The sequence below is a fragment of the Pseudomonas sp. Leaf48 genome (assembly GCF_001421885.1).
GTDB lineage: Bacteria > Pseudomonadota > Gammaproteobacteria > Pseudomonadales > Pseudomonadaceae > Aquipseudomonas.
The window spans coordinates 156,890-174,528 of sequence record NZ_LMLH01000028.1; the positions used below are offsets into that span (position 1 = coordinate 156,890).

The 17,639-nt window shown below is 59.3% G+C and carries 16 protein-coding genes; 9 read left to right on the forward strand and 7 right to left on the reverse strand.

Going from position 1 to position 17,639, the window contains the following annotated elements; genetic code table 11:
• Window positions 1–19: 19 nt before the first annotated feature.
• From ASE98_RS16650 to ASE98_RS16665, 4 genes are all read left to right on the forward strand, one after another.
• The gene (locus ASE98_RS16650) at window positions 20–565 is read left to right on the forward strand and encodes a hypothetical protein (RefSeq protein ID WP_060542434.1); all 546 of its coding nucleotides are present in this window, start codon (window positions 20–22) and stop codon (window positions 563–565) included.
• Between the two features lie 77 nt (window positions 566–642).
• Window positions 643–2,238 (forward strand): GMC family oxidoreductase, encoded by a 1,596-nt coding sequence (locus ASE98_RS16655; RefSeq protein WP_060542435.1) that lies wholly within the window; start codon window positions 643–645, stop codon window positions 2,236–2,238.
• A 115-nt stretch (window positions 2,239–2,353) separates the two neighbouring features.
• Complete coding sequence (coaD, locus tag ASE98_RS16660) at window positions 2,354–2,833, forward strand: pantetheine-phosphate adenylyltransferase (protein WP_060542436.1); 480 nt, start codon at window positions 2,354–2,356, stop codon at window positions 2,831–2,833.
• 182 nt (window positions 2,834–3,015) lie between these two features.
• Window positions 3,016–3,267 (forward strand): YfhL family 4Fe-4S dicluster ferredoxin, encoded by a 252-nt coding sequence (locus tag ASE98_RS16665; protein ID WP_003195146.1) that lies wholly within the window; start codon window positions 3,016–3,018, stop codon window positions 3,265–3,267.
• A gap of 51 nt (window positions 3,268–3,318) precedes the next feature.
• Here the strand turns inward: ASE98_RS16665 and mutM are convergent, their stop codons facing one another.
• Window positions 3,319–4,131 carry a bifunctional DNA-formamidopyrimidine glycosylase/DNA-(apurinic or apyrimidinic site) lyase gene (gene mutM, locus ASE98_RS16670; RefSeq protein ID WP_060542437.1) on the reverse strand — a complete coding sequence of 271 codons (813 nt, stop codon included), beginning with the start codon at window positions 4,129–4,131 and terminating at the stop codon, window positions 3,319–3,321.
• Window positions 4,132–4,165: 34 nt separating this feature from the next.
• Window positions 4,166–4,981, reverse strand: coding sequence for an HDOD domain-containing protein (locus ASE98_RS16675; protein ID WP_162237405.1), 816 nt, complete (start codon window positions 4,979–4,981; stop codon window positions 4,166–4,168).
• Between the two features lie 293 nt (window positions 4,982–5,274).
• Here ASE98_RS16675 and ASE98_RS16680 point away from each other — a divergent pair, with 293 nt between their 5' ends.
• The 4 genes from ASE98_RS16680 (at window position 5,275) to ilvD (ending at window position 10,758) form a co-directional block, all read left to right on the forward strand.
• Entirely contained in the window at window positions 5,275–6,471 is a 1,197-nt protein-coding gene (locus tag ASE98_RS16680) for a class I SAM-dependent rRNA methyltransferase (RefSeq protein WP_060542439.1), read from the forward strand.
• A 244-nt stretch (window positions 6,472–6,715) separates the two neighbouring features.
• On the forward strand, window positions 6,716–7,936 hold the full coding sequence (locus ASE98_RS16685) for a multidrug effflux MFS transporter (RefSeq protein WP_060542440.1): 1,221 nt from the start codon (window positions 6,716–6,718) through the stop codon (window positions 7,934–7,936).
• A gap of 160 nt (window positions 7,937–8,096) precedes the next feature.
• Entirely contained in the window at window positions 8,097–8,555 is a 459-nt protein-coding gene (locus ASE98_RS16690) for an REP-associated tyrosine transposase (RefSeq protein WP_060542441.1), read from the forward strand.
• Window positions 8,556–8,916: 361 nt separating this feature from the next.
• Window positions 8,917–10,758 (forward strand): dihydroxy-acid dehydratase, encoded by a 1,842-nt coding sequence (ilvD, locus tag ASE98_RS16695; RefSeq protein ID WP_060542442.1) that lies wholly within the window; start codon window positions 8,917–8,919, stop codon window positions 10,756–10,758.
• A gap of 623 nt (window positions 10,759–11,381) precedes the next feature.
• On the opposite strand, the gene ASE98_RS16700 is transcribed toward ilvD, so the two are convergent.
• From ASE98_RS16700 to ASE98_RS16715, 4 genes are all read right to left on the reverse strand, one after another.
• The gene (locus ASE98_RS16700; RefSeq protein ID WP_156465519.1) at window positions 11,382–11,756 is read right to left on the reverse strand and encodes a hypothetical protein; all 375 of its coding nucleotides are present in this window, start codon (window positions 11,754–11,756) and stop codon (window positions 11,382–11,384) included.
• Window positions 11,753–13,228, reverse strand: coding sequence for a PAAR domain-containing protein (locus ASE98_RS27285; protein WP_082457570.1), 1,476 nt, complete (start codon window positions 13,226–13,228; stop codon window positions 11,753–11,755). Before ASE98_RS27285 ends, ASE98_RS16700 begins: the two co-directional genes overlap by 4 nt.
• A 326-nt stretch (window positions 13,229–13,554) precedes the next feature.
• Window positions 13,555–13,842 (reverse strand): DUF6124 family protein, encoded by a 288-nt coding sequence (locus ASE98_RS16710; protein ID WP_060542444.1) that lies wholly within the window; start codon window positions 13,840–13,842, stop codon window positions 13,555–13,557.
• A 445-nt stretch (window positions 13,843–14,287) separates the two neighbouring features.
• A complete protein-coding gene (locus tag ASE98_RS16715; protein WP_060542445.1) occupies window positions 14,288–15,343 on the reverse strand; it encodes a phosphorylcholine phosphatase in 1,056 nt (351 codons plus the stop codon).
• Between the two features lie 241 nt (window positions 15,344–15,584).
• Between ASE98_RS16715 and ASE98_RS16720 the strand changes: the two genes are divergently transcribed.
• Window positions 15,585–16,976 carry an L-cystine transporter gene (locus ASE98_RS16720; protein WP_060542446.1) on the forward strand — a complete coding sequence of 464 codons (1,392 nt, stop codon included), beginning with the start codon at window positions 15,585–15,587 and terminating at the stop codon, window positions 16,974–16,976.
• Window positions 16,977–17,080: 104 nt separating this feature from the next.
• On the opposite strand, the gene ASE98_RS16725 is transcribed toward ASE98_RS16720, so the two are convergent.
• Window positions 17,081–17,593, reverse strand: a complete 513-nt coding sequence (locus tag ASE98_RS16725; RefSeq protein ID WP_060542447.1) for a dihydrofolate reductase — start codon at window positions 17,591–17,593, stop codon at window positions 17,081–17,083.
• Window positions 17,594–17,639 lie beyond the last annotated feature (46 nt).

Consider the following 17,639-nt stretch of genomic DNA (forward strand, 5'->3'; position numbering starts at 1 on the left):
CCCTCGGGTAATAACAATAATGAGCCCCAGCCTGTCCGATACACCCGCGCTGTCACGGCGCGGCCTGCTCAAATTCAGCCTCGGCGCCAGCGCCTTTCTCGCCACTGCCGGACTGGGCGCCAGCCTCAGCGGCTGCTCGTCCAGCGTCCCGGCCAACGGTTTTGCCTCCCTGCGCACCGGCGATTTAGCTTTCCTGCGCGCCTTGATCCCGGTAATGCTCACCGGCGCCGTAAGCAGCGAACGCATGCCCGACGCCGTCGAAGGCACCCTGAAAAGCCTGGATTACAACCTCGATCACCTGTCACCGGAAATGCTCAAGTTGACCCGGCAGCTCTTCGACGTGCTGGGCATGGCCGTGACCCGCGGTCCGCTGACCGGGATCTGGGGCAGTTGGGAAAACGCCAGTGCCAACGATATCCGCCAGTTTCTGGATCGCTGGGAAAACAGCTCGTTGAGCCTGCTGCGCATGGGCCACAGCTCATTGCTGCAACTGGTGATGATGGCCTGGTATGGGCGCAAGGAGTCATGGGCGCATTGCGGGTATCCCGGGCCTCCCACAGTTTGAAACCGGGTCGCCCCCTTCGCGAAGACGTCGGTCGTATCACCACAGCACTTGAACCATAATAAAAAGAGAACCAGAAGATGCCCGTACCCGATCCGTTCCGCGAAGGCATGGCCCGAGGCTGGAAAACCTACAATGGCTCGCAACTGACCCGGGACCTGACCCTCGAAGCGGATGTGGCGATCATCGGCAGCGGGGCCGGCGGCGGTACCACTGCGGAGATTCTCAGCGCGGCCGGCTACAAGGTGCTGCTGATCGAGGAAGGCCCGCTCAAGACCAGCAGCGACTTCAAGCTGCTCGAAGACCAGGCCTACGCCAGCCTCTATCAGGAAGGCATCGGCCGCATGAGCAAAGACGGCGCGATCACCATCCTGCAAGGCCGTGCGGTGGGCGGCACCACGCTGATCAACTGGACCTCCAGCTTCCGTACTCCAGAGGCAACCCTGGAACACTGGGCCAGGGAGCATAACGTCAAGGGCCACAGCCCGGCGGACATGGCCCCGTGGTTCGAGAAAATGGAGCAGCGCCTGGGCGTCGCCCCGTGGATGGTGCCGCCCAACCCCAACAACGACGTGATCCGCAAAGGTTGCGAGAGCCTGGGTTACAGCTGGCATGTGATCCCGCGCAACGTGCGCGGTTGCTGGAACCTCGGTTACTGCGGCATGGGCTGCCCGACCAATGCCAAGCAGTCGATGATGGTCACCACCATTCCGGCGACCCTGGAAAAAGGCGGCGAACTGCTTTACCTGGCCCGCGCGGAAAAACTCTCTCTCAGCGGCGACAAGGTCACCGGCCTGCAATGCTCGGCGATGGATGAACGTTGTGTCGCGCCAACCGGGCGCACCATTACGGTCAAGGCGCGGCATTACGTGCTGGCCGGCGGCGGCATCAACAGCCCTGCGCTACTGCTGCGCTCCGGCGCACCTGATCCGCATAAGCGCCTGGGCAAGCGCACGTTCCTGCATCCGGTGAACATGTCCGCCGCGCTGTTCGACGAGGTGATCAACCCTTTCTATGGCGCGCCGCAGTCAATCTACTCCGACCACTTCCAGTGGCTGGACGGCACCGCCGGCAAGATGTCCTACAAACTCGAAGTCCCGCCACTGCACCCGGCGCTGGCCACGACCTTGCTCGGAGGCTTCGGCGAGGAAAATTCGCAGCACATGGCGAACCTGCCGCACACCCACGCCATGCTGGCGCTGCTCCGGGACGGTTTTCACCCGGACAGCCCCGGTGGCAGCGTCGAATTGCGCAGCGATGACACCCCGGTGCTCGACTATCAGCTCTCGCCCTATACCTGGGATGGATTGCGCCGGGCGTTCCACAGCATGGCCGAGATCCAGTTCGCCGGTGGCGCCAAGGCGGTAATGCCAATGCACGCCGACGCCCGCTACGTGAAAACCCTGGCCGAAGCGCGCACGCTGATCGATGGCCTGAGCCTGGAGCTGTATCGAACCCGCTTGGGCAGCGCCCATGTGATGGGCGGTTGCGCCATGGGTGAAGACCCGGTCCATGCCGTGACCGACAGCCTCGGCCGCCATCATCAACTGGGCAATCTGTCGATCCACGACGGTTCATTATTCCCCACCAGCATTGGCGCCAACCCGCAGCTTTCGGTCTATGGACTGACGGCGCAACTGGCGACCGCCCTGGCCGAGCGCTTGAAAAATCCGTGAAAAATATGATTATCCCTGTCGTCTATAGTGCTTTCTTATCCCACAGGCGACTTGGCCGACCGGGAAGGCTGCGATACCATCCGACTCCCCAACGGATTCCCGCCAGGACGACGCGATGAACCGAGTGTTGTACCCAGGTACCTTCGACCCTATTACCAAGGGCCATGGCGATCTGGTCGAACGCGCCTCGCGCCTGTTCGACCACGTGATCATTGCCGTCGCCGCCAGCCCGAAGAAAAACCCGCTGTTTCCTCTGGAACAACGAGTGGAACTGGCGCGCGAGGTCACCCAGCATCTGCCCAACGTTGAAGTGGTCGGCTTCTCGACGCTGCTGGCGCATTTCGCCAAAGAGCAGAATGCCAACGTGTTCCTGCGTGGTTTGCGCGCGGTGTCGGACTTCGAATACGAGTTCCAGCTGGCCAACATGAACCGTCAGCTGGCGCCGGATGTGGAAAGCCTGTTTCTTACCCCATCCGAACGCTACTCGTTCATCTCCTCGACGCTGGTCCGTGAAATCGCAGCCCTGGGCGGCGACATCACCAAGTTCGTACACCCTGCGGTGGCGGATGCTCTTACACTTCGATTCAAGAAGTAATACACGACTGTAGGAGCCGGCTTGCTGGCGATGAATACAACGCGGTGCACCTGATACACCGCCATCGCCAGCAAGCCGGCTCCTACAGAACGTCGCGTGCGCGTGCATAGCGCCCACCAATACGGCACAATTACGCGCATTGATTTATTGCGCCCGGGCCTGCCGCCCCGGCTGGAGTTAGCATGTCCCTGATCATCACCGACGATTGCATCAACTGCGACGTCTGCGAACCCGAGTGCCCGAACGCCGCCATTTCCCAAGGCGAAGAGATCTACGTGATCGACCCGAACCTGTGCACCCAGTGCGTCGGCCACTACGACGAACCGCAGTGCCAGCAGGTCTGCCCGGTGGATTGCATTCCGCTGGACGAAGCCCATCCGGAAACTGAAGAACAGTTGATGGAGAAGTATCGGAAGATTACCGGCAAGGCTTGAGTCATCTGGCGCCTGTCAGGGCGCCAAATTCTTAAAGGTTTACCGCGCGTATCAACTCTGACAACGCGGACAAAAAACGCTCGCACGCTGCCCAAGCTTCACTTCGCGCAGCCCCGTGCCGCAAACCTTGCAGTGTTCGCCGCCACGGCCGTACACAAACAATTCCTGCTGGAAATAACCCGGCTGGCCATCCCCGCCGATGAAATCGCGCAAGGTAGTACCGCCGCGCTCGATGGCGGCGGCCAGGATGCGTTTGATCTCGATCGCCAGCTTCAGGTAACGCGCCCGGGAGATGCTCCCGGCTTCGCGACGCGGGTCAATGCCCGCGGCGAACAGCGCTTCGGTCGCGTAAATATTGCCGACGCCCACCACCACCGCGTTGTCCATGATGAACGGCTTGACCGCCATTGAGCGCCCACGGGACTGCTGGAACAACCGCTCGCCGTCGAACAGATCGGTCAACGGCTCCGGCCCCAGGCGAATCAGCAACTCGTGGTTGAGCGGGTCGAGGCTCCAGAGCATCGCACCAAAACGCCTTGGGTCGGTGTAGCGCAGGGCCAGGCCCGACTCCAGCTCGATGTCCACATGCTCATGCTTGAGTGCCGGCAACCCGGCCTCCACCAGGCGCAAATTGCCCGACATGCCCAAGTGACTGATCAAGGTGCCGACTTCGGCGTTGATCAACAGGTATTTGGCGCGCCGTTCCACCAGCACGATGCGCTGGCCCGACAAGCGCACATCGAGGTCCTCGGGAATCGGCCAGCGCAGACGCCGATCGCGCACGATCACCCGCGTGACACGCTGGCCTTCCAGGTGCGGCGCTATGCCGCGACGGGTGGTTTCGACTTCTGGCAGTTCAGGCATGGCGCTCTCGATCAGGCTCTCGAATTGAAAAGTCTCAGCGATGAGTACCGAGGTCGCGAATCGTTTGCTTCAGGGTCTCGAAGTCGTAGTCCGAGAGACCCACGTAATCGAGCACCAGAGGCGCAATGCTGTTCCACTCGTGATCTTCGGTCTGATTACCCAGGACCCGATAGGACGCACAGATGTGCTCGGCCATCTTCAGGATCGCCAGCAGGTTCTTCAACGAGCTGTTGCGTGACGACTCATCGCTGAAAATCGCCAGGGCGTTATGGTGATTGGCGATCGCCGTGCTCACATGCTCCGGCAGGCGCCAGGACTTGGCCGTGTAGTAACCGACCACCGCATGGTTGGTGTTGAATTCACGGTTCTCGGTATCCACCACCCGGCATTCGGCACTGGCGTTGGCATAGGCCTGCTCCAGAACACCCATGTAGCTGGGGAAGCGCTGCAGCATCAGCGGCACGCCGCAGTCGTGGAACAAGCCCAATGCGTAGGCTTCGTCACCGTTCTGAATGCCGATGCGCTTGGCCAATGTGAGGCAGGTCATCGCCACGTCCTGGGCGGTGTCCCAGAAACGGTTCAGGGTAACGATGGTCTCGTCGTTCATCTCGCCCTTGATCGACTGCGCGTTGATCAGGTTGATGATCGACCGGCTGCCCAGCAGATTCACGGCGCGCTGGATCGACGCAATCTTGTTGCTCAGGCCGTAATACGGCGAGTTGACGATTTTCAGCAAGGAACCGGAAAGGCCCGGGTCCTGGGAAATGAGCTTGGCGATGACTTCCAGATCCGGATCGGGCATGTACTGCTCCATCTGCAAATCCACCATGATTTGCGGCTGGGCCGGCACGCTGATGCCCTGCAGGGCTTGTTGGATCTGTTCGGAAGTCAGCTCTTGGGACATAAGTGCACACTCTGGGTCAGGAGGCGATTCTAACCTTTATGAAGTTGGATCCGACACACCAGAGGGCATTTCGGCTGAACTTTCATTGAAGCCCAGTTTGCGGGCTTGTAAACGCCAATTGCCGGGGCTGCAATCTTTTCGGCCTCCCCGCAAGCCCGAAACTCCCGCGTTCATCGCACACCAGACCCGCCGCCACCTTCAACACGCTATACTCCCGCTCTTTTTTCCGGAGCGACGTCATGTCCCTGCCTAGCCTGCGCCTCAAAGCCAACGCCGACCGTCGCCTGCGCAACGGCCACTTGTGGGTCTACAGCAACGAAATCGACGTGGCCGCCACCCCGTTGCACGGCTTCAAGGCCGGCGATCAGGCGATTCTCGAATCTGCCGGCGGCAAGTCGCTGGGCATCGTTGCCATGAGCCCGAACAACCTGATCTGCGCGCGCCTGCTGTCGCGTGACATCAAGCTGCCGCTGGACAAGTCGCTGCTGGTGCACCGCCTGAACGTCGCCTTGTCCCTGCGCGACCGCCTGTTCGACAAGCCTTTCTATCGCCTGGTGTACGGTGACTCCGACCTGCTGCCGGGTCTGGTGGTCGACCGTTTCGGCGACATCCTCGTGGTGCAGATCGCTTCGGCGACCATGGAAGCCCATAAAGACGACGTGATCGCAGCACTGACCCAAGTGCTCAAGCCAAGCGGCATCCTGTTCAAGAACGATTCCGCCGCTCGCGACGCCGAAGGCCTCAATCGCTACGTCGAAACCGTGTTCGGCCTGGTGCCGGAGTGGGTCGCGCTGGAAGAGAACGGCGTGAAATTCGAAGCCCCGGTCATCCAGGGCCAGAAAACCGGCTGGTTCTACGACCACCGCATGAACCGCGCCCGTCTGGCTCCGTATGCCAAGGGCAAACGCGTTCTGGACCTGTACAGCTACATCGGCGGCTGGGGCGTGCAGGCTGCCGCGTTCGGCGCCAGCGAAGTGTTCTGCGTCGACGCCTCCTCCTTCGCCCTTGATGGCGTGGAGCGCAACGCCGCGCTGAACGGCTTCGCCGAAAAAATGACTTGCATCGAAGGCGACGTCTTCGAAGCCCTGAAAGAGCTGAAAGCCAGCGAAGAGCGTTTCGACGTGATCGTCGCCGACCCGCCAGCCTTCATCAAACGCAAGAAAGACATGAAAAACGGCGAAGGCGCCTACCGCCGCCTGAACGAGCAAGCCATGCGCCTGCTCAGCAAGGACGGCATCCTGGTCAGCGCATCCTGCTCGATGCACCTGCCCGAAGACGACCTGCAAAACATCCTGCTGACCAGCGCCCGCCACCTGGACCGCAACATCCAGATGCTCGAACGCGGCGGCCAGGGCCCGGATCATCCGGTGCATCCGGCGATTGCTGAAACCCGTTACATCAAGAGCATTACTTGCCGGTTGCTGCCTAACAGCTAAGGCGCACGCCGCTCCCACATTGGAATGCAAATTTCCTGTGGGAGCGGCGGTGCAGCGATCCGACCTGGTCGCAAAAACGCCAGCCAACATGGATGTCGGCTGGATTGATGACTTCGCGAGTTTGTTCGCCACCAAAAGATCAGTCCCACAATGAATAGGGAATGATCCTACCCTCCCCGCATTGACTTCCCCCTCTCAACAAATCAATCCTCGGCCACCTCTCACGGAATGAGCAGACCGACTGATGGAGTACAGCAATAAATCCACGCAAAAGGTTTCAGCCATCCTGCTGCTGATGGCCATGACGTTGCTAAGCGTTTTCCCCCTTGATGTTTTGCTGCCCTCCTTCCCCGCACTGGCGGAACACTTCCGGACCTCTCCTGCCGACATTGCGTTATCCATCAGTTTTTTCGCTGTCGGTATCTCGCTTTCCCAACTGGTGATCGGCCCACTTTCGGACTCATTTGGACGTAAAAACCTGCTGCTGACGGGCATGATGGTTTCGATCATCGGCGCGCTGGGCTGTGTCCTGTCGACGGAATACACCTGGTTCCTGGTATTTCGGATGGTGCAGGCCATCGGCTGCGGTTGCTTCGTGCTTTCGCAGGCACTGATCCAGGATCTGTTCGAGGGCAAGGAGCGGGACCGACTGCGGATTCTGATGATCACTGCCAGCGGGGTTTTCATTTCCATCTCGCCACTGGTCGGTAGCGTGCTGCAACAAATTCTGGATTGGCCCGGCAGCTTTTTGCTGTTCATCGCCGTGGCCGCCGCCGTATTTGTGAAGGTTTGCTTTTTTCTGGATAACCCGCGCGCAATCAAAACCTCACGTCAGAGCATCCTCAGCTCTTACCGTCTGGTATGCGGCGATATAGGTTTCATCGGCTATTGGCTGATCGCGGCGATTGCATTCACCTGCCACTTTTCCTTCATCGTGGTCTCGCCGCTGATTTTCATGGAGCAGTTGCAGCTATCGACCTATGAGTTTTCGCTGACCCTGCTGCTCTACGGAGCGGCTTACATCCTCGGAGGGGTTCTCGCCCGGTTTCTCGCCGGCCGGATCGCCCCCAAGACGCAAATCATCGTGGGTCTCGGTCTGATCTTCTGTGGGGGACTGGTGATGCTGGTACTCTCAAGCTTGCTGGAGCTTTCGATCCTGACTGTGCTCGCGCCGATGATCATCTGCACTGCCGGCACCATCATCGCCCGCCCGATCGCAACTTCCAAAGCCATGGAGGTATTCCCGGAAAACGCCGGCACGTCGGCATCGGCCGGAAACACACTGGTTTTCATCTGCGGTGGTCTGACCAGCGCATTGATCAACCTGAGTGGAACAGATTTGCAAGTCACCCTGGCACTGTCTTTCCTGCTGCTCAGCTCGGCGGCACTTGCTCTCAATGCATTAATCAATCGTCAGACCAACACCTGTAGGAGCGAGCACGCTCGCGATGGACGTCAACGATAACGCGGGAAACCTGGTGCCCCGCGGTGCACTTGGGTTCATCGCGAGCATGCTCGCTCCTACAGATAAAGCGACTGGCGACACATTTTGACTCTCTGTCATTACGACAGCCTCACCTGTGGCGTCTAAGGTTTCTCTTCCAACCACAGAAGAGGACAACGGAATGTCCAGCACGCCACACGGCCACCGTTTGCGCTCCGGCCGGCACTCAGAGCAGGGCCGGGTCTATCTGCTCACTGCTGTTACCCACGAGCGAACCCCTGTCTTCAAGGACTGGCGCATGGGGCGCCTGCTCGTGCATGAATTCAGAAAGGCTCATGACTCGGGAAAGGCCACTTCTATTGCCTGGGTCGTCATGCCGGATCACTTTCACTGGCTGCTCGAGTTGCACAACGGCGATTTGCCGAAACTGATGCAAACCACCAAAGCCCGAAGTGCTCGCGCCATCAACCTCCAGCGAGGCCAGCCAGAGAGGCTGTGGCAGAAAGGTTATTTCGACCGGGCGCTGCGCCGGGAGGAAGACCTGAAGGCTGCTGCTCGGTACATCATCGCCAACCCGTTACGCGCAGGGCTTGTCGACCATATCGGCGATTACCCACTGTGGGACGCCACCTGGCTCTGACATCACCGCACCCCGTCTCCTGTAGGAGCGAGCACGCTCGCGATGGTCGTCAACGATAACGCGGGAAACCTGACAACCCACGGCGGCCTTGAGTCCATCGCGAGCATGCTCGCTCCTACAGGGTTGCGTTTGCCCACACGTCTCGTGAATGCTTGCAGCCATTCCCTCCCGCCGCCAGCCGTGTAGAATCGCCACATTCATCGCCAGTCATCCCCGGCGGGTTTATGAGCTCAAGCTGAAGCGCGCGGCGATCCCGCAAAGTTATCGGCAACTTCCGGACACACGGCCATTTCTGGGTGTTCCAGACGTCAATAGAAGCTCACTTCCCTTTTGATACCTGATTAGCCGCCCGGAGTGCTTCATGCCTGATTACCGCTCGAAAACATCCACCCACGGCCGCAACATGGCCGGCGCCCGCGCATTGTGGCGCGCCACGGGGATGAAAGATGACGACTTCAAAAAGCCGATCATCGCCATTGCCAACTCCTTCACCCAGTTCGTGCCTGGCCATGTCCACCTCAAGGACCTGGGCCAACTGGTCGCCCGCGAAATCGAACGCGCTGGCGGTGTGGCAAAGGAATTCAACACCATCGCTGTCGATGACGGCATCGCCATGGGCCACGACGGCATGCTCTATTCGCTGCCGAGCCGCGAGATCATCGCCGACTCCGTCGAGTACATGGTCAACGCCCACTGCGCCGACGCCATCGTTTGCATTTCCAACTGCGACAAGATCACCCCTGGCATGCTGATGGCGTCCCTGCGCCTGAACATCCCGGTGATCTTCGTTTCCGGCGGCCCGATGGAAGCCGGCAAGACCAAACTCGCCTCCCACGGCCTCGACCTGGTCGACGCCATGGTGATCGCCGCCGACTCCAGCGCTTCTGACGAGAAAGTCGCCGAGTACGAGCGCAGCGCCTGCCCGACCTGCGGTTCGTGCTCCGGCATGTTCACCGCCAACTCGATGAACTGCCTGGTAGAAGCCCTGGGCCTGGCCTTGCCGGGCAACGGTTCGACCCTGGCCACCCACAGCGACCGCGAGCAGCTGTTCCTGCAGGCCGGTCGCACCATCGTCGAGCTGTGCAAGCGTTACTACGGCGAGAACGACGAGTCGGTGTTGCCGCGCAACATCGCCAACTTCCAGGCGTTCGAAAACGCCATGACCCTGGACATCGCCATGGGCGGTTCCACCAACACCATCCTGCACCTGCTGGCCGCCGCCCAGGAAGCCGAGATCGATTTCGACCTGCGCGACATCGACCGCCTGTCCCGTCACGTGCCGCAACTGTGCAAGGTCGCGCCGAACATCCAGAAGTACCACATGGAAGACGTGCACCGTGCCGGCGGGATCTTCAGCATCCTCGGCTCGCTGGCCCGTGGCGGCCTGCTGCACACCCAGCTGCCGACCGTGCACAGCCGCAGCATGGAAGAAGCGATCGCCAAGTGGGACATCACCCAGACCAACGACGAAGCGGTGCATCACTTCTTCAAGGCCGGTCCTGCTGGCATCCCGACGCAAACCGCATTCAGCCAGTCGACCCGTTGGGACACCCTGGACGACGACCGTGAAAACGGCTGCATCCGCAGCGTCGAGCACGCCTACTCGCAAGAAGGCGGCCTGGCCGTGCTGTACGGCAACATCGCCCTGGACGGCTGCGTGGTGAAAACCGCCGGCGTCGACGAGTCGATCCACGTGTTCGAAGGCAACGCGAAAATTTTCGAAAGCCAGGACAGCGCCGTACGCGGCATCCTCGCTGACGAAGTGAAGGAAGGCGACATCGTCATCATCCGCTACGAAGGCCCGAAAGGCGGCCCGGGCATGCAGGAAATGCTCTACCCGACTTCGTACCTGAAATCCAAAGGCCTGGGCAAAGCCTGCGCCCTGCTCACCGACGGCCGTTTCTCCGGCGGCACCTCGGGCCTGTCCATCGGCCACGCTTCGCCAGAAGCGGCTGCCGGTGGCGCGATTGGCCTGGTGCAGGACGGCGACAAGGTACTGATCGACATCCCGAACCGCTCGATCAACCTGTTGGTCAGCGACGAAGAACTGGCTGTGCGCCGCGTTGAGCAAGACAAGAAAGGCTGGAAACCGGTGGAAGTGCGTCCGCGCAAAGTGACCACAGCGTTGAAAGCCTACGCTTTACTGGCGACCAGTGCTGACAAGGGTGCTGTGCGTAATAAGGCGATGCTTGATGGGCTGTAACGTTTAACGCGTTAAGTAAAGATGCCCCGCCAAGTGCGGGGTATTTTTTGCAGCGCCTATTGAGTACATCTTACTTGCCAGCGTATTCCGAAGGCATATTCAGAACCAGTCACAAGCCAAATTCGTCATTCGCAAGAACTAGATGTCCGCAACATCTCTCCCAGATAGAAAAGCGCCAGTAATGTTGGACTAATCATTGCCACGCTAAACCAAATTTTATTGCTGGGATGGGTTAGTGAGCCTACTAACGGAGGGGTGATAGCTACCAGCCCCATTATTAACATTAACGATATAAAGCGCCTACTGTAATATCCTGTAACACTAGGTCTATTCAGTGCCGCAAGAGCAAGCCCTACAGTCCCAGACCATGCGAATAGGCCGATCAAAATACCGAAGGCTTCACCAAACATCATAAAGACCGAGCTTAGCAGGGCCAATCCAAAAGCAGGTAAGACACCTCCGATTAGATACATAACTGGCCAAAATATGCGTAGCACCATGTATATCCACTCCATTAAAAAAGCTCGAGCCGCATAAATTCTCAGACTGATATGGGCTCCCGCCGCCCTCAGACTTTCGATGAGCGAGTCAAGGATTTACCCATGGTCTGGCAACTTGTAGTTTTATGAGATAGCGCTCCTCTGTGGAACGTCGAGTAACAGCGGCTCGATTTGCGGGGACATTCGCAGACTTCTGACTAACCCATTACGATCGAAACTAACCGTAAAAAAACGAGCCAGCGGGGTCAAAAATCCGAGTTGGTCGTCGATAAAATGTAGGCGTGCGTCGGACTTGGGAGTACTGAACCAGGAGTACCCAGGAAAATCCGGATCGATGGCCGCGCTGGAGCGCAGGCGCATGGCTTCCCATGGTTCGTCGATCACCAGCGCAATTTCCGGCTTATCCGATAGCGCTCGCATCACCGCCATTATCAGCAGAGCCGCGACTGCAATGGCTAAAACCTTCCGTCGCCACTTCATGCGTCGCAGCGGATTCATCGCACGCCCCGGCCTGCGGCTATATCGAGAATCCCCTGTTCGATCAGTGGGCGATCAGAGCGCCGTAGGAGCTCATCGAATTGCGTCGCCGCCTTGAGCACAAAGGTCATGCGTTGATGGATATCAGCCAGATTGGCAGAGTAATCGCTGCTGAAGTCAACGGTGCGACCATCTTCGCTGGGGTGGCACTGACTGGCCAGTGTCAGCTCGACCGCTGCCGCAGCACCGGAGGGGAAGTTCGTGACGTAGGAGAGATGGTTGCCACGTAGCAAGCGTACCAATTGCACATCGCTGTACATCGATGGCTGCAGGATGTTCTTCTGTTCGTGCCAAGCCAGATGCACAACACTTTCGGCAATGTTGCCGGCCTCGACGGCTTCGAAAGCTTGCAGGATTTCCTTGTGGTCATAGCCAAATTCCAATCTTTCCTGCTCAATCGGCCACAGGACCGGATATTGATCATGCCCATAAATTTTATGACGTGACTCCAGACATGTCTTGAACGCCCACAACCCACGTTCTTTATAAAAAGCATGTAGCGGAAACACATCCAGAAACAGCGTGGTATTGCCCAGCGCCAGCATGTCGTGCACGTACTTGAGTTGCTCCTGCACGAGCGACAACGGCTGGTTCGGGCTTCGCACGTCGAGCCACCACGTCGGATTGTTGTTGCGGGCCTGCTCGTAATCTCGTTCAGCCTGCTCAAGCTCGCGTGCTGTGGTCTGCCTTTCGCTCTTGCTGAACCAACCGAACAAGCCAGCGGGCTTTCTCCTATGCGCCTCCACCCGCCGTTGTTTTGCCTCCTTTTCTGCCTCTATCTTTTCGATCGAATCCGCCGCATGCAACAACCCGCAACCCACCTGCTTGGAAGCGAACGCCGCGAGACCCGCCCATTGGAAGCGCTGATCCTCCAGCCACAATCGGGCGTATGCCGCATTGATCGCACGATTACGCGCCTTTGGGTCGGAGATCAGGACGCCGCCCGGCGCCACGATGGCTTCGGCTCTTTGCTGGTAGCTGCGCCAAAGATTCTGGCAGACCTGCCCCGGCTGCTCGCTGTAGCTCGTTACAGGAGGGCTCGGCGGCGGTGCGTAGCCGGATGTGCGCGGTTCAACGGTTGGTTGAGGTACTTCGACCGGCTTGACGGATTGCGCGGCGACTCGGGCAGGCGGCGCAACGGTGCCGGCTTCAATCTGTTGGCATCTGATGGTCTGGTTGGCAATCAGCTTGGGCGATGGATCGCACTTGCACTTGCACAGGTCGCCATCCAGCGCGGGCTTGCGTCCTTCCCAATCTTCCGACAGGCGTGGGCCGACACAGATAATTGTCCCGGTGCTGTCGCATTCCGGGCATTTGACTTCATCGCCTTCACGCGCCATGGCCTGGCCATTGATGTCGCCGCGATGCCACCCGCTGAGGACCGTGCCGCCGACGGTGGTTTTAGCCCCGACTGTGATGTTGTAGCGCTTCATGCGAAATGTGCCCTTGTCGGATCGAAAGGACACACGCTAGAAGAGGCGATTCGGAGGAAAAATCAGATCATTCTTTGATTGATGTAGGTTGATTCTGAAATGGAGTGTGGAAGTCGGTGCGCTCGCGATACGCCGGGATTCGCCGCAATAAAAGTGCCCCGGCGAGTGCGGGACACATTTGTTTACGCCAATCCCCCTGTAGGAGCGAGCATGCTCGCGAAAAACCTGAGGGTGCCCCGTCGAATCAGGCTTCCAGCGTTATCGTTGACGTCCTTCGCGAGCATGCTCGCTCCTACAGGAAAGCATTCGTCCGGGCGATGCTTGCGCTAACCCTGCGGGTCGAGGTTATCCAGCGCCTGATTTACCGCCAGTTCGCCCAGCATGATGACCTGGGCAATGCCCAGCATCGTGCTGCGTTGCGTGCCTTCGAGCAGTGCGGCGAAATCGCTGGCCATGACATTGGCCGAGGCGAGGGATTCGCAGGCGTGGGCCAGGAGGGTTTCGGTGTCGAGGCCGGGGGCGATGATGAATGTTCGGCTGGGTTTGCGCGGGGTGGTGTTGATGTGGGCGGACAGGTTGTCGGTATTTGGGGGATCGGGGGTAATTTTGAGCATTGATGATTCTCCTGGAAACAGGGAGCTATCACCTTCGCTACCAAACGAAAGGTGGCAGCCATACGCAGGTTGGTAGACCGGTCCAGGGAGCCGGCGCGCTCGAGAGCGCCCTACGCATGACCACCATAAAAGCAGAGTCGAAAAACCTGCTGACGGTGTAGTCATGCGCCTGGAAAATCCGGGCTACCAAACCCGATCACTGATGGGCAGCGACGCGGAGAAGATAGAACCCGCCAAACAGGCGCACAAGTCGGCGGATTCTGAAGTAGTCGTAGTCCGTTACGCAAGAACGTGCAGGTTGTGACTGTAGGAAGAAGCCGATCAAACAGAGGCTTTCATTGCCCGGACGGGCCTCTTCGCGAGCAAGCCCGCTCCCACACTGGATTTGCGTCGTTCACAGATACAGTGTGGGAGCGGGCTTGCTCGCGAAGGCAGCGCCGCGGTCTTACTGAATCTCTTCCGGCTTGACGATCACCCAGTTCTTGTCAGCCGTCACCGGCAGCCCTTCTTTGGCCTGTGCCGCGGCGTGCTTGGCCATCATGCCGTTAATCTGGGTCATGTATTTGTCTTTGCGGTTGACCCACAGGTGGATGCCACCCTTGGCTACGTCCACATCGTGGAACAGCATGTAGCCGTCGCTGGTTGGGGTGTCTCCGCCGACCAGGACCGGTTTTTTCCACTCATCGATGTAGGTCAGGATCGCCGCATGCTTGCCGGCCATCCAGGTCGCCGGGGTCCACAGGTACGGGGTCAGTTCAAGGCCCAGGTTGGCCTTCTCGTCATATTTGCCGGCGGTGATTTGCTTGCGTGCGGTGGTCAGTTCGCCGGTCTTGGGGTCCTTGAGCAGCAACGTCACACCAATCACGTTCTGCGGTTTGACGTTGTAGCCGTACTTCGGATCGGACGCGACCATGCGCACCAATTCTTCGGAAGCGGCGGTCATTACGTAGACCTCGATGCCGTTCTCCATCAGCTTTTTGTACAGCTCTTGCTGGCCGGTGAAGATTTTCGGCGGGTTGACGTCGAGTTTCTTGACCACGTCGCCTTCGTAATAAGTGGCCGGTACCGGTTTGCCGGACGCCATCATTTCATCGACGTAGCCCTTGAGCTCCTGCAGGGTGAAGCCGGAAAACACCTGGGCGACCCATGGATAGCAAACCATGTCGTCGAGTTCGCAGAGGCGGTAGTAGTAGCTGAACAGGCTTTCCTTGTGGTCGGCGGTGTCCTTGAACGGAATCAGTTTCAGGGAGGGGTCGAGCTTGTCGCGGGTGATCAGGCCCTTGTTCTCCATGAACGGCAGCAACGACTCTTCAAGGTCGTAGCGGTAACTGGTGTTGTCCATGTCGAACACCGCGTAGTTACCTTTGTTGGCGTTGGCGGCAATCATTGCGTCCAGCGCCTTGGCCTGATCGGCAGGCCAGTGTTTCAGATCGGTCGCGAATGCCTGGCCGCCGAGGCCGATGCAAAGCGCCAAGGCTAAAAACTTCGGTGCGAACTTCATTGGAAAATCTCCCTGATTTAAAGACATCGACGCTAACAAATAAGTGTGACAGCTCCCGTCTGTCAGCGACCGCCTGCGTCCCTATCGCGCCAGTTGCTGTCCCGACAGCGACATCGGCTTATTCCAAAAACGACGGACACCCTACGCTTTTGATATTAAATCTTTAGTTTTCAAGCTGTTAGGCTTACCGGTTCGCAGCTGCCCCCCAAGGCAGCCAGCACAAGTCTCACTCGGAGTTTTCATGAATCTGCCGCTGATCCTAAATCTGCTGGTGTTCCTGGCCCTGCTCGTTGGCCTGGCGCAAACCCGCCACACTACATTCAGCCTGGCGAAAAAAGTCTTGCTCGCCCTCGTGCTGGGCGTGGTATTCGGTGTGGCCCTGCACACTGTCTACGGTGCCGGCAATCCGGTACTCAAAGCCTCGATCGGCTGGTTCGATCTGGTCGGCAACGGTTATGTGCAGTTGCTGCAAATGATCGTGATCCCGCTGGTCTTCGCCTCGATCCTCAGCGCCGTGGCCCGCCTGCATAACGCCTCGTCCCTGGGCAAGATCAGTTTCCTGACCATCGGCACCCTGCTGTTTACCACCGCCATCGCGGCGCTGATCGGTATCGGCTTGACCAATTTGTTCGGCCTGACCGCCGAGGGCCTGGTAGCCGGCACCCAGGAAATGGCTCGCCTGCAAACCATTCAGAGCGACTATGCGGGCAAGGTCGCTGACCTGAATGTGCCGCAGTTACTGCTGTCGTTCATTCCGCAGAATCCATTCGCCGACCTGGCGCGGGCCAAGCCGACGTCGATCATCAGTGTGGTGATTTTCGCCGCGTTCCTCGGCGTCGCGGCCCTGCAGTTGCTCAAGGATGACGTGGAAAAAGGTCAGAAAGTGATCAATGCCATCGACACCCTGCAAGCCTGGGTGATGCGTCTGGTGCGCCTGGTGATGAAGCTGACCCCGTATGGCGTGCTGGCGCTGATGACCAAAGTGGTCGCCGGTTCCAACCTGCAAGACATCATCAAGCTCGGCAGTTTCGTGGTGGTGTCCTACATTGGCCTGGGCCTGATGTTTGTCGTGCACGGGCTGTTGGTGTCAGCCGCCGGGATCAACCCGCTGCGTTTCTTCCGCAAGATCTGGCCGGTGCTGACGTTTGCTTTCACCAGCCGGTCAAGCGCGGCAACGATCCCGTTGAGCATCGAAGCGCAGACCAGTCGCCTGGGCATTCCACAGTCCGTCGCCAGTTTTTCTGCCTCATTCGGCGCGACCATCGGCCAGAATGGCTGCGCCGGCCTGTACCCGGCCATGTTGGCAGTGATGGTGGCGCCAGCCGTGGGCATCAACCCGCTGGACCCGCTGTGGATCGCGACGCTGGTGGCGATTGTGACCTTGAGCTCGGCTGGCGTGGCCGGTGTCGGTGGTGGCGCGACCTTCGCGGCATTGATCGTGCTGCCGGCGATGGGTTTGCCGGTGTCACTGGTGGCGTTGCTGATTTCGGTCGAGCCGTTGATTGATATGGGGCGTACGGCGTTGAACGTGAGTGGTTCGATCACGGCCGGGGCGATTACCAGCCAGGTGATGCAGCAGACGGACAAAGAACTACTGGATGCGGATGAGCATTCGGAGTTGGTTCACGCTTAAGCTTTGCAGCGACTGAGCAGGCCCCTTCGCGAGCAAGCCCGCTCCCACCTTGGATCTGTGAACGACACACATCCCCTGTGGGAGCGGGCTTGCTCGCGAAGCTCTTAAGCTTTTTCCCAGACTTCGAAGTTGTACGCCGGCTTGTCGCCCTCAGCCGGGTTCGGCACATTCGACACCAGTTTCCACTGGCCCAAATCAAACTCCGGAAACCACGCATCCCCTTCCGGACTCAGCGCCACGCGGGTCAAATACAGGCGATCGGCCTGAGCCAACCCTTGCGCATACAACTGCGCGCCGCCAATCAGCATCAGCTCATCGACGCCCTGTTCCTTCGCCCATTCTTCTGCGCGAATCACTGCCGCTTCCAGCGACGGATAAACCTCTGCGCCTTCCAGCACCAGATCCGCCTGGCGGCTGACCACGATGTTCAACCGGCCCGGTAGCGGCCGACCGAGGGAATCCCAGGTCTTGCGACCCATGATGATCGGCTTGCCCAGGGTGGTGGCCTTGAAGTATCTGAAGTCCCCCGGCAAGTGCCAGGGCATGCTGTTGTCGACGCCGATCACGCGGTTTTCACCGAGGGCTGCGATCAGGCTGAGGGGGAGTGATTTAGTCATGTCGGCGAGGATACCAGAGCCTTGCTTTCGCCGATAAGCGCCACAG